Genomic DNA, 12,448 nt, shown 5'->3' on the forward strand with positions numbered 1-12,448 from the left:
TTGGAAACGGGTCCAAGGGCGGAGGCTGGAATGAGCGCAATTGCGGATGTCGCACGCCTCGCCGGCGTCGCGAAGGCCACAGCCTCCCGTGCCCTGAGCGGTCGTGGCTATGTATCGGAGCAGACCCGGATCAAGGTCATCGCCGCAGCCAGGGAGATCGGTTACGTCGCGTCACCCAACGCGGCCAGCCTCGTCACCGGCCGAACCAAGAGCATCGGCGTGATCATCCCGTTCATCAGCCGCTGGTTTTTCTCCGAGGTTCTGGAAAGCATGGAACAGGCGCTGCTGGACGAGGGATACGACATGACCCTCTACAACCTGCCGGCACCCTCACCCGAACGGGAGCGGGTCTTCGAGTACTTCCTCGCGCGCAAACGCTTCGATGGAGTCATCTCGGTCGGTGTGGCGCTCAGCGATGAGGAGGTCACCCTGCTGCACCGCCTGGGCCGCCCGCTGGTTGGAATCGGCGGACCGATCCGCGGCGTGGACACGATCGCCATCGACGACGTTGCCGCGGCCCGGCTCGCCACCGAGCACCTGCTCAGCCTGGGGCACACGGACATCGTGCACATCGGCGGCAGCAAAGAAGACGAGATGGACTTCCAGGTGCACAGCAACCGGCTCACCGGTTTCTACGCCGCCATGAGCGCCGCCGGCCTACCCACCGAACGCTCGGGCCTGTTCTACGCCTGCGAGTTCACGATGCCGGGCGGCTACGACGTGGGCCTCGCCGTGTTCGGCGACCCGCGCACCCGCCCCACCGCGGTCTTCGCCGCGAGCGACGAGATCGCGATCGGTTTGATCATCGCCGCCAGGGAACTGGGCATCCAGGTGCCGGCCGACCTGTCCGTGATCGGGATCGACGGACATCCGTATGCCGATATGTTCCGTCTGACCACCCTCGAGCAGCACCCGCGCACACAGGGCCGGCTCGCGGTGCAGGCCCTCCTGGCGGAATTGGAGAACCCCACTCAGCACGGCGACGAGGATCACCTGACCCGGCTGCCCACGAACCTGGTCATCCGCTCGAGCACCAGCGGCCCACGGCTCACCCACGGGGCCTGACCGTGCGTCGGGCCTGACGGAACGGGCAGAACGACAGAAGGCGCCGCATCCGATGGATGCGACGCCTTCTGTGTGAGCACGGCTTGCGCCGTCACGCCTCTACGAGAAGTAGAGAACCCCTCGCGGGGCCCCGACTACTTGAGGACGGCGGTGGCGCCGGCAGCTTCGAGAGCAGCCTTGCCCTTTTCAGCGGCTTCCTTGGAAACGCCTTCGAGGACGGCCTTCGGCGCGCCATCGACGACGGCCTTGGCCTCGCCGAGGCCCAGGCTGGTGAGCTCGCGCACAACCTTGATGACCTGGATCTTCTTGTCGCCGACAGCCTCGAGGATGACGTCGAAAGCGGACTGCTCTTCGACCTCTTCAGCGGGGGCGGCGGGACCGGCAGCGCCGGCAGCGGCGACCGGTGCAGCGGCGGTGACCTCGAAGGTCTCCTCGAACGCCTTGACGAACTCGGAGAGTTCGATGAGGGTGAGGCCCTTGAACTGTTCGAGCAATTCCTCGGTGGAAAGCTTTGCCATGATTTTTCTCCCTATAGTTTCTTAGTTACTCACCGCGATGCCAGGCAGATGCCTAGTTCGCGGACTCCTGCTTCTCACGCAGCGCGTCGATGGTGCGAACAGCCTTCGACAGCGGTGCGTTGAACAGATATGCGGCTCCGAACAGCGAGGCCTTGAATGCGCCGGCCAGCTTGGCCAGCAGCACTTCGCGGGACTCGAGGTCGGCGAGCTTGCCTACCTCTGCGGCGGTGAGCGGGTTACCGTCGAAGTAACCACCCTTCACTACCAGGAGAGGGTTTGCCTTGGTGAAGGCACGCAGGGTCTTCGCAACGGCGACAGGGTCTCCGTGAACGAATGCGATTGCGGACGGACCGACAAGCTCGTCGTCAAACGACGTGATGCCGGCGTTGTTCGCCGCAATCTTGGTCAGCGTGTTCTTCACCACGGCGTACGTGGCGTCCGCACTGATGGAAACGCGCAGCGACTTGAGCTGCGCAACAGTGAGACCGCGGTACTCGGTGAGCAGAACGGCGGTCGAGCTCTGGAATTTCTCCGTAAGCTCGGCGACCGTTGCTTCCTTGTTCGCCATGGCGCTCCTCTTGGTTTCATGTGCCGGTAGCCCGGGGAGCAGACATGAAAAAAGCTCCGACGCAGGCGCCGGAGCTGGGAGCGCATTCCGGAGGAATGCAGTCTGACTTCGAATCCTGCGCGGGCCGTTCACGTGAATGAACCTTCGATTGCCTGTGCATTTCTACACGGCAATAACCGGCGGTCTTTGGCTGTCGCCCACGATACGGGATGGAGGAGGCCGGTGCAAATCGGCATCCGTTGCCCCTCAGCTCAGGAGAGGGGAAGGGTGACGCGGAAGCAGGTGAAGCGCGGGCGGCTCTCGACCTCGATCTCGCCCTGGTGCGCGGCCACGACCGCGTGGACGATGGCCAGGCCGAGGCCCGTGCTGCCTGTTCCCCGGTAGCGCGTGCTGTCGCCGCGGGCGAAACGCTCGAACAGTGTGGACCGGAGGTTCTCGGGGATGCCGGGGCCGTCATCCGTCACCGTCACGATGACGCGGTCGTTCTGGCGAGCGAGGGCCACGTCGACCGTGGTCTCGGGGGGCGTGTGGATGCGCGCGTTGGCGAGCAGGTTGGCGAACACCTGGTGCAGCCGCGCGGCATCACCGACGATTTCCACCGGCTCGTCGGGCAACTCCAGGCCCAGCACCCGTCCCGGGCCGGCGGCGTGGGCGTCACTGACGACGTCCACGAGCAGGCTGGTCAGGTCGACCGGGCCGCTGACCAGCTCCCGGCCCTCGTCGAGACGGGCGAGGAGCAGCAGGTCTTCGACCAGGCCGGTCATCCGCACCGACTCCGACTCGATCCGCCCCAGGGAATGCAGCGCGTCCGGCGGCAGTTCCTGGTCGGAGCGGCGGGTGAGTTCGGCGTAGCCGCGGATCGACGCCAGTGGCGTGCGCAGCTCGTGGCTGGCGTCGGCGACGAACTGGCGCACCTTGCGTTCGCTGGCCTGACGGGTCTCGAGCGCCACGTCGACGTGGTCGAGCATGCGGTTCAGCGCCGATCCCACCCGGCCGACCTCGGTGCGGGGGTCGGTGTCGGCGACCGGTACCCGGTCGACGAGCGAGACCTCCCCCCGGTCCAGGGGGAGCTCGGACACCCGCGCCGCCGTCTCGGTCACGCGCACCAGAGGGCGCAGGGCGAGCCGCACGATCCAGGTGGCCAGAATCGCGACGATGAGGATTCCGACCAGGGAGACCACCGCGATGATGATGCCCAGCTGGGTGACCGTGTTCTGCACCCCGGAGAGCGGCAGGCCCACCAGGTAGAGGGTGCCGTTACCGTTCGTGTCGGCCCTGACCCGGTAGCTGCCGGCGTCTTCGCCGAGGTGCACCGTCACCGCGGTCGATTCCCGTACCTGTTCGGCCAGCAACTGCACCTGCTCACCGGTCAGCTTGGCGATCTCCCCGCTCTCCTCCTCCGTGTAGCCGGCCGTGACGGTCGAGCCGTCGTAGACCAGGGCCAGTGTTCCGGGCTGCTGGGCCGGACCGGACAGAATCATTTGCGCCGTCGGTGTGATGAATGCCCCGTTGCCGCCCTCGTCGTCCGCATCCCGACGCACGTCGATCACGGCGCCTGAACGGTCCGACGCGCTTTGCAGCTGCTGGTCGAGGCCGTCGATCAGGGAGGCACGGAGAATGGCGACGCTGACCATCCCGATACCGATGCTGACCAGGGCTAGGAGGCCGACGACGGCGAGCACCAGCCGCCGGCGCAGGGTCCACGGCGCGCGTGGCCGGCGAGCGCCCGGCTCGCGGGGAGAATTCGGGGTCACGAGGCGGTCTTCAACATATAGCCGGCGCCACGCACCGTGTGGATCATCGGCACGCGGCCGGCATCGACCTTCTTGCGCAAATAGGAGATGTAGATCTCGACGACGGAGGATTTGCCGCCGAAGTCATAGCTCCACACCCGGTCGAGGATCTGGGCCTTACTGAGCACCCGCCGGGGGTTGCGCATCAGGAAGCGCAGCAGTTCGAATTCGGTGGCGGTCAGCTCAATCACGTCTCCCCCACGAAACACCTCGTAGCTGTCCTCGTCGAGGGTGAGGTCGCCGACCGAAATGCGGGGATCCATAGAGTCGGCCACGGTGAGGGTGGACCGGCGGATGAGCCCGCGGAGCCGGGCGACGACCTCTTCGAGGCTGAACGGTTTGGTGACGTAGTCGTCGCCGCCGGCCGTCAGGCCCTTGAGCCGGTCGTCGAGGGAGTCCTTGGCCGTGAGGAAGAGCACGGGCGTCTCGTGGCCGGTCGCCCGCATGCGCTGCAACACCTGCAGGCCGTCGATGTCGGGCAGCATGACGTCGAGCACGATCGCATCCGGCCGGAATTCGCGGGCGATCGTGAGCGCCTGACGCCCCTCGCCGGCCGTGCGCACCTCCCAGCCCTCATAGCGCAGCGCCATCTGGAGCAGATCGGTCAGCGTGGGTTCGTCGTCGACCACGAGCACCCGGATGGCGCTGCCGTCCGCCCTGGTCAGTCGCGGTGAGCGGACCGCTCGCTCGTTCTCGCTCGTGCTCATGATCACCAGTATCCGAGTGTTGGCTATGAATCGGCTATGCGCAGTCTTGGTGTCTGCTGTGACGCGAAACCGTCATCCGTCCGCTGTCGCCCCGCAGCCAGAGCGCGACGGCTGATGCCGCCCGGCGTGGGCAGGCCCAGCGAACAGGCACAATGGAACAGTGACGAACCAGCTGCTCTCCCTGTTCGATGAGGAGGTGCATCCGTCGCCCGCCGCCGCCCGGCCGGTGGCGCCCCTGGTCGCCGCGGCGCACCTCCGGCGCATCGTTGCCGATTCCACCGACCGGGTGACCTGGCTGCGGGCCCGCGCCCAGGGGATCACGGCCACGGATGTCGCCAAGCTCGCCACCCCGAAATCGCTGCAGACCGCGGTCTACGACAAGCTCAACGGCAGCAACTTCAACGGCAACAGCTTCACGGAACACGGGCGCGCCCGGGAGCCCGAGATCGCGGCCTGGGTGCTCGGGCGCTACGGCATCGAGCCCAGCACGGCCCTGTTCCACGCGGCCCACCACCGGCGGCACCTGGCCACCCCCGACGGCGTCGGCACCGGTTCGGGCCAGGGAGCCGGCGGCCTTGAGCTGGCCGAGATCAAGACGACGAGCAAGGCCTGGCGCAGCATCCCGCGCTCGTACCTGCGTCAGGTGTGGTGGCAGCAGTACGTGCTCGGCGCCGAGCGCACCCTGCTCGTCTGGGAGCAGCACCAGGACTTCGTGCCCGTGAACGCCGAGCCCGAGTGCCGGTGGATCGACCGTGACGAAGACCAGATCGCGATCCTGGTGGGGTATGCCAACAACCTGATCGCCCTGCTCAACCAGCAGACCACCTCGGGTCCACCGCCCGCGCAGGCCTGACCGGTCGTCCACCGGTGTCGCAGCGCGCGGATGCCCGCGGGAAAGCCGCGTGCCGGGTGTCGCAGGCGGCTTTCCCCTCGGCGTCACGCCACTACTGATCGAGCAAGTTCGCGCCGCTTCGGGTGCGGTACGACTTTTTCAGAAGAGCCGGGCGGAGTGCTGAGTACTGGCTCGGTGGGGGTACGGACCGAACCCAAGAGAGACCGGATGCGGGAAACCAGGGACTCTTCCTCACACCGGGGTCGGTCCCCCTTTATGTGGACAGACTATGCGCCCGGCCCCCCTTCCAGCCAGACCTCCCCGCCACCAGATTCGGCCTCCTGCACCCCCAATTCGAGGCACACCGGGATGGGCCTGTTTGTTCCGGTTGTGCCCCGGCGACGTGCAACCCACGAGAGAATGGGCAGATGGGAAACGCCACGAATCACCCACCGACCATGCGCGCCCTCGTGATCGACCGCCCCGGCCCGGCCGACGAGCTGCACCTGGCCGAGGTGGACGCCCCGATCGCGATTTTCGATGAACTCCTGGTGCGGGTCGTCGCCGCCGGACTCAACCCGATCGATGCCAAGACCAGGGCCGGCGGCGGCGTCACCAAGGCCATCCCCGCCTACCCGGCCGTGCTCGGACTCGATTTCAGCGGCGTCGTGGTCAGCGCGCCCTACGAGGCGTTCCCGTTGCAGCCCGGGGACGCGGTCTTCGGGATCGCCCGCGTGCCCCGCACCCCCGGCAGCTACGCCGAGCTGGTGACCGTCTCCAGCCTGAACGTCACCCGCAAGCCCGTGCGGCTCAGCCACGTCGAGGCGGCCGCCGTACCGGTGGCGGCGCTCACCGCGTGGGGCATGGTCGTCGACCTGGCCGCGGCGGCTCCCGGGCAACGGATGCTGATCCACGCCGGCAGCGGCGGGGTCGGCCATTTCGCCGTGCAGTTCGCCAAGGCCTTCGGCGCCCACGTGACCGCGACCGGGTCGACCCGCAACCTCGATTTCCTGCGCGAGCTCGGCGCCGACGACGTCATCGATTACACCCAGACCCGATTCGAGGATGTGCTCTCCGGGCTGGACGCGGTGATCGACCTGGTCGGCAATGTGCACGACGACACCGGCACCCGGTCGCTCGGCGTGCTGCGCCCCGGCGGCATCCTGGTGAACGCGCCGACCGGAAGCTGGCCGACCATGGCGGCGGAGGCCGCGGCGGCAGGAATCCGTGCGACCGGTTTCAAGGTGGCGCCCTCCGGGCACACCCTCGACTTCATCACCGAACTCATCGACGACGGTGCCGTTCGGGTGCACGTGGACCGGGTGTTCCCACTCGCGGACGGCGCGGCGGCGCACCGCCTGATCGAGGAGGGGCACACCCGCGGCAAGATCGTGCTGCGGGTGACGGATGACCCGACCGGCTCTTCTGCCGGCTCCGACTCCGCCGGGCCGCGCTCGTGAGCGGCGACGGCCCGTCCCTCGTCTGGTTCCGAGACGACCTGCGCCTCGCGGACAACCCGGCCCTGCAGGCCGCGCTCGAACGCGGCAAGCCGATCGTGACGGTGTACGTGCTGGATGAGGAATCCGCCGGGATCCGGCCGCTCGGCGGCGCCGCCCGGTGGTGGCTTCACGAAGGCCTCACCTCACTGGCCGACTCGCTGGAACGCCTCGGCGGCCGGTTGACGCTGCGCCGGGGGCCGGCCGAGGACATGATCATGGCGCTCGCGGCATCCGTCGGCGCCGACGCCGTCTTCTGGAACCGCCGCTACGGCGCCGCCGAGCGCGAGGTGGACACCCGGATCAAGTCGGGCCTCACCGCGGCCGGAACGGAGGCTCGCAGCTTTGCCGGCGCGCTCCTGTTCGAGCCGTGGACGATCCAGACCGGCCAGGGCGGCACCTACTCGGTGTTCACCCCCTTCTGGCGGGCGTGCACGGCCGGCCCGCCGCCGCGCGCACCCTACCCCGCACCCGAGTCGATCCCCGGATTCCCCGGAGAGATCTCCTCCGACGCACTCGACGACTGGGGCCTCCTGCCGACCCGGCCCGACTGGGCGGCCGGGCTGCGGGCCACCTGGCAGCCCGGCGAGGACTCCGCTCACCGCCTGCTCGAGATCTTCCTCAGCGAGTCCCTCAGCCGATACGGCGACGAGCGTGACGAGCCGGCGCAGGCCGTCACCTCGCGACTCTCGCCCCATTTGCGCTGGGGCGAGATCAGTCCATTCCAGATCTGGCATGCGACCGAGCGGGCCCGGATCGGCCTCACCGGGCCCGCCCAGGCCAGTGCGACCCGATTCCTTACCGAGATCGGCTGGCGGGAGTTCAGCTACCACGTGCTGTTCACCAACCCCACCCTCGCCACCGTCAACCTGCGGCCCGAATTCGACGCTTTCCCCTGGCCGAAACTTGACCAGCGCGTGCTCGAAGCCTGGCAGCGCGGCCGCACCGGGATCTCGCTCGTCGACGCCGGCATGCGAGAACTCTGGCGCACCGGCAGCATGCACAATCGAGTGCGCATGGTGACGGCATCGTTCCTGATCAAGAACCTGCTGATCGACTGGCGGCTCGGCGAGCAGTGGTTCTGGGACACCCTCGTCGACGCCGACGCCGCGAGCAACCCGTTCGGCTGGCAGTGGGTGGCCGGTTCCGGCGCCGACGCCGCCCCCTTTTTTCGGGTCTTCAACCCGGAGCTGCAGGCGAAGAAGTTCGATCCAAACGCGGAGTACATCCGTCAGAACGTGCCGGAATACGGCACGGATGCCTACCCGGCCCCGATCGTCGACCTCGGCGAGACGAGACGGGCGGCCCTCGCCGCCTACGAGCAGATCAAGGGGATGAAGGAGCAGTCGATCGCGGCCCGCGCGGCCGGGGCGGAGGGCACCGGTTAGAGCGCCCGCTCCAACACGAAGTCGTCCTCGTACCGTTCGCCCACCAGGAAGCGCTTCTCGCCGACCGTGACGAACCCGTTCTTCTCGTAGAAGCGAATGGCCCGAGCGTTCTCCTGGTTCACGCCCAGCCAGCTGCCGGCCGCGCCCCGCGCCCGGGCGGCGTCCAGGGTCGCGTTCATCAGGGCCGCCGCCACCCCGCGGCCGTGCGTCTCGGCGCGCAGGTAGCACTTGCTCAGTTCCGCCGTGGGTCGGATCGTGGCCGCCGCCCGCGCATCGTCATCGGCCGGCTCGGCGAATACGAGCATCGTGTAGCCGAGCATGACCCCGGCCTCCCCGGCCTCCCCGGCCTCCCCGGCCACTTCGGCCACGAGAATCAGCCGGTCCGGGTCGGCCAGGTAGGCGTCGAAGTTGCCCTCCGCGAGCACGTCACGCAGGAACGCGGCGATGGCCTCGGCCGAGGTGTGTGGCGGGCAGGCGAGCGCGAAGGTGGCGACGGCCAGCTCGGCCAGCGCCGCGGCATCCGTCGCCATCGCCGTGCGAATCTCGATCACCGATCCAGCTTATCGACGCCCCCACCAGCCCACCACTGCACGCGAGAGCGCGCACGATGCCCCCTCAGTAGTGCTGAACGGGCTGAGTGCGCGCTTTCGCGGCCAAGGGCTACAGGTAGCGGGCGTACGCTCCCACGGTCAGGAACGTCGGGAACTCGGGCTCGAGCGCGCATGCCCGGAACACCTCAAGCGCGTCGTCGAACCGGTCTCCGGGCGTGCGCTCGAGTGCCTCGTACACGTCGACGAGCTGTTCCTCGACCCAGGTTTCGTCGATCCGGATGCCCTCGGCGGTGATCGCGTTGTGGTGGATCCACTGCCAGAGCTGTGAGCGGGAGATCTCCGCGGTCGCGGCGTCCTCCATCAGGTTGTCGATGGCCGCCGCGCCGACGCCGCGCAGCCAGGACTCGATGTAGCGCAACCCGATCGTGAGGTTGTCGTGAACGCCGGCCTCGGTGATCTGCCCGCCGACGGACTCCACGTCGAGCAGCTGGGCGGCCGTGACGCTCACCTCGGCGCGGGTGCGGTGCAGCTGGTTCGGCTGGTCGCCGAGCACCTGGTCGAACTCGGCCTGCGCCGTCGGGATGAGGTCCGGGTGCGCCACCCAGGTGCCGTCGAAGCCGTCGGTGGCCTCGCGCTTCTTGTCGGCGGCCACCGCCTCCAGGGCACGCCGGGTGACCTCCGGATCCCGCCGGTTCGGGATGAACGCGCTCATCCCGCCGACGGCATACGCCCCGCGCCGGTGGCAGGTCGACACCAGCAGCTCGGTGTACGCGCGCATAAAGGGCACGGTCATCGTGATCTGCTTGCGGTCGGGGAAGACGAACCGGCTCCCGCGGGTGCGAAACGTCTTGATGATGCTGAAGATGTAGTCCCAACGCCCGGCGTTCAGGCCGGCGCAATGGTCACGCAGCTCGTAGAGGATCTCCTCCATCTCGAACGCGGCCTGGATCGTCTCGATCAGCACGGTGGCGCGGATGGTGCCGTACTCGATGCCGAGACGGTCCTCCGAGTGACTGAAGATGTCGTCCCAGAGACGGGCCTCGACGTGGCTCTCGAGCTTCGGCAGGTAGAAGTACGGTCCGCTGCCGCCCGCGATCAGGTGCTGCGCGTTGTGGAAGAAGTACAGCCCGAAGTCGACGAGGCTGCCGGACGCGTTCGTGCGGCGGTTCGCGCGGTCGACGAACGTCAGGTTCTTCTCCACCAGCTGCCAGCCGCGCGGGCGCATCACGATGGTGGGCGTGGCGCCGGTGGCGTCGCCGGTGACGGCGTACTCCTTGCCCTCCGGGCTGGTGAAGCTCAGCTGACCGCGCACCTGGTCGAACAGGGTCAGCTGGCCCTCGACGACGTTCGCCCAGGTGGGGCTGGTGGCGTCTTCCTGGTCGGCCAACCAGACCTTCGCGCCGGAGTTCAGCGCGTTGATGGCCATCTTGCGGTCGGTCGGCCCGGTGATCTCCACCCGGCGGTCCACCAGCCCGGGGCCCGCGCCGGCAACCGTCCAGGTGAGGTCACGACGGATGTGCGCGGTCTCGGTGAGGAATCCCGGGTCGCGCCCGTTGGCGGCATCCACGCGCTTGCGCAGTCTCGTCGCCAGCAGGTCCTGCCGCGTACCGGCGAACCGGTCGTGCAGCTCGGCCAGGAATACCAGCGCCTCCGGCGTGAGGATCTCCTCGTAGCGCGGACCGAGATCGCCGGTGATCTCGAGGTGCGGTTCGATGGTGGCGAAACTGCCGGTGTTCGTGGTCAGACTGGCGGCCTGGACCTGGTCGGATGTCGCCAGGGGCGGGGTGTTCATGGGCTGAGCTCCTTCGGAAGTTGAACGGGGAGTGCTGCGTGACTGGCGCCGCCTGGGGAGAGCGCCATTGCTTGCCTGATTCCCACTGTGGACCAGGGGACCCGGTCACGCCGTTGCCGGCATAACAGAAGAACAGCAGTTCTTCTGGCTACGAGAAGTTATCCCCGGAGTGTGTGAGCATGGGGCATGGTCACCGTCGATCCCGCCCTCCGCTCCTCCCTGTCCGCGGCCCCTCCCGAGGAGGCAGGGCTCGATGCGCTCACCCTGGGGCGGCGCATCCGTGAACTGCGCACGAACCGGCGGATGACCCTGGACACACTCGCGGCCGCCATCGACCGGGCACCCTCGCAGGTGTCGATGATCGAGAACGGCAAGCGCGAGCCGCGCCTGTCGATGCTGCGCACCATCGCGACCGCTCTCGGCACCACGGTGGACGATCTGTTGAAAACGGATGCCCCGTCCGAGCGGGCGGCGCTGGAAATCGCCGTCGAGCGGGCTCAGCGGGGCCCCGTCTTCACCGCCCTCGGACTGCCGCATATCCGCGTTGGCCGGGGAACGAGCGACGAAACATTGCAGACACTGCTGAGCCTGCACAACGAGATCCTGCGCCTGCACCGGGAGCGGGCGGCAACCCCGGAGGAGGCCCGGCGAGCGAACGTGGAGCTGCGAGCCACCATGCGGGCCCGGGACAATTACTTCCCCGAGCTCGAGGCTCAGGCGCAACGCCTGCTCGCCGCGGTCGGCCACACCGGAGGGCCGGTTTCCCACCAGGTGGTGGCCGATATGGCGACCCACCTCGGCTACTCGCTGCACTACGTGGGCGACCTACCGAACTCGACCCGCTCGGTGACGGACAAGCGCAACCGGCGCATCTACCTGCCCACCGAGCAGTCGGCGTCCCGCGACTCCCGCTCCCCCATTCTGCAAGCGTTCGCCACCCTGCTCTGCGAACACGAGGAGCCCGGAAACTATGCGGAATTTCTGTCTCAGCGGGTGGAGACCAACTATCTGACCGCGGCCATCCTGCTGCCCGAAAAAGACACCGTGAAACTCCTTACCGAGGCGAAGACCCTGCGACGTATCTCGATGGAGGATCTGCGGGACGCCTTCGCGGTGTCCTATGAGACGGCGGCGCACCGGTTCACGAACCTCGCCACCGCCCGGCTCGGCATCCCGGTGCACTTCATGAAGGTGCACGAGTCCGGCACCATGATCAAGGCGTACGAAAACGATTCGGTGCGCTTCCCGAGTGACGCGCTCGGCGCGGTCGAGGGCTCGACGGTCTGCCGCAACTGGACCGCACGCACGGTCTTCCACGTCGCCGACCGGTTCAGCCCCTGGTACCAGTACACCGACACCCCGAGCGGTACCTTCTGGTGCACCTCGCGGATCGAGAAGGCCAAAGAGGGTGACTACTCGGTCAGCGTGGGCGTGCCGTTCACGCACGTGAAGTGGTTCCGCGGCCGCGAAACCACCAACCGGGCCGTGTCCACCTGCCCCGACGAGTCGTGCTGCCGCCGCGCGCCGGACGAGCTCTCGGAGCGCTGGTCCGGGCAGTCCTGGCCGGCCGCGCGCACGCCCACCAGCCTGCTCGCCGCCCTGCCCACGGGAACCTTCCCGGGCGTCGACCAGACCGAGGTGTTCCAGTTCCTGGAGTCGCACGCGCCAATGAGATGAGGGCGGGGCGGGCGCATGGCCGACGGGGCCGCGCCTGAGATGATGAACGAGTAGCAGAGCC

11 protein-coding genes are annotated in these 12,448 nt (G+C 68.2%); 5 read left to right on the forward strand and 6 right to left on the reverse strand.

Annotation, left to right across the window (positions count from 1 at the left end):
* The first annotated feature begins 30 nt into the window (after positions 1–30).
* The gene (locus E3O18_RS05235; protein ID WP_134394872.1) at positions 31–1,065 is read left to right on the forward strand and encodes a LacI family DNA-binding transcriptional regulator; all 1,035 of its coding nucleotides are present in this window, start codon (positions 31–33) and stop codon (positions 1,063–1,065) included.
* Positions 1,066–1,199: 134 nt separating this feature from the next.
* On the opposite strand, the gene rplL is transcribed toward E3O18_RS05235, so the two are convergent.
* From rplL to E3O18_RS05255, 4 genes are all read right to left on the reverse strand, one after another.
* Positions 1,200–1,583: a 50S ribosomal protein L7/L12 gene (rplL, locus tag E3O18_RS05240; RefSeq protein ID WP_134394871.1), complete on the reverse strand. Its 384-nt coding sequence runs from the start codon at positions 1,581–1,583 to the stop codon at positions 1,200–1,202.
* A 52-nt stretch (positions 1,584–1,635) separates the two neighbouring features.
* Positions 1,636–2,151 (reverse strand): 50S ribosomal protein L10, encoded by a 516-nt coding sequence (rplJ, locus tag E3O18_RS05245; RefSeq protein WP_104100771.1) that lies wholly within the window; start codon positions 2,149–2,151, stop codon positions 1,636–1,638.
* Between the two features lie 251 nt (positions 2,152–2,402).
* Entirely contained in the window at positions 2,403–3,905 is a 1,503-nt protein-coding gene (locus tag E3O18_RS05250) for a HAMP domain-containing sensor histidine kinase (protein ID WP_134394870.1), read from the reverse strand.
* A complete protein-coding gene (locus E3O18_RS05255; RefSeq protein ID WP_134417671.1) occupies positions 3,902–4,651 on the reverse strand; it encodes a response regulator transcription factor in 750 nt (249 codons plus the stop codon). The genes E3O18_RS05250 and E3O18_RS05255 overlap by 4 nt, the downstream gene beginning before the upstream one ends.
* A 235-nt stretch (positions 4,652–4,886) precedes the next feature.
* Here E3O18_RS05255 and E3O18_RS05260 point away from each other — a divergent pair, with 235 nt between their 5' ends.
* The 3 genes from E3O18_RS05260 (at position 4,887) to E3O18_RS05270 (ending at position 8,367) form a co-directional block, all read left to right on the forward strand.
* A complete protein-coding gene (locus tag E3O18_RS05260) occupies positions 4,887–5,504 on the forward strand; it encodes a YqaJ viral recombinase family protein (protein ID WP_241976473.1) in 618 nt (205 codons plus the stop codon).
* A 407-nt stretch (positions 5,505–5,911) separates the two neighbouring features.
* Positions 5,912–6,943, forward strand: a complete 1,032-nt coding sequence (locus tag E3O18_RS05265) for an NADP-dependent oxidoreductase (protein WP_241978123.1) — start codon at positions 5,912–5,914, stop codon at positions 6,941–6,943.
* The gene (locus E3O18_RS05270; protein WP_134394867.1) at positions 6,940–8,367 is read left to right on the forward strand and encodes a deoxyribodipyrimidine photo-lyase; all 1,428 of its coding nucleotides are present in this window, start codon (positions 6,940–6,942) and stop codon (positions 8,365–8,367) included. Before E3O18_RS05265 ends, E3O18_RS05270 begins: the two co-directional genes overlap by 4 nt.
* Here E3O18_RS05270 and E3O18_RS05275 read toward each other — a convergent pair.
* Both E3O18_RS05275 and aceB read right to left on the reverse strand, forming a co-directional pair.
* Complete coding sequence (locus E3O18_RS05275; RefSeq protein WP_241978124.1) at positions 8,364–8,918, reverse strand: GNAT family N-acetyltransferase; 555 nt, start codon at positions 8,916–8,918, stop codon at positions 8,364–8,366. The two genes, E3O18_RS05270 and E3O18_RS05275, sit on opposite strands and share 4 nt — an antisense overlap.
* 109 nt (positions 8,919–9,027) lie before the next feature.
* A complete protein-coding gene (aceB, locus tag E3O18_RS05280; RefSeq protein WP_134398387.1) occupies positions 9,028–10,710 on the reverse strand; it encodes a malate synthase A in 1,683 nt (560 codons plus the stop codon).
* Positions 10,711–10,896: 186 nt separating this feature from the next.
* On the opposite strand from aceB, the gene E3O18_RS05285 reads away from it, so the two are divergent.
* Positions 10,897–12,387 (forward strand): helix-turn-helix transcriptional regulator, encoded by a 1,491-nt coding sequence (locus E3O18_RS05285; protein ID WP_134417672.1) that lies wholly within the window; start codon positions 10,897–10,899, stop codon positions 12,385–12,387.
* Positions 12,388–12,448: the final 61 nt, after the last annotated feature.

Origin of the sequence: Cryobacterium sp. TMT2-42-4 (genome assembly GCF_004402645.1) — a bacterium.
Taxonomy (GTDB): Bacteria; Actinomycetota; Actinomycetes; order Actinomycetales; family Microbacteriaceae; genus Cryobacterium; species Cryobacterium sandaracinum.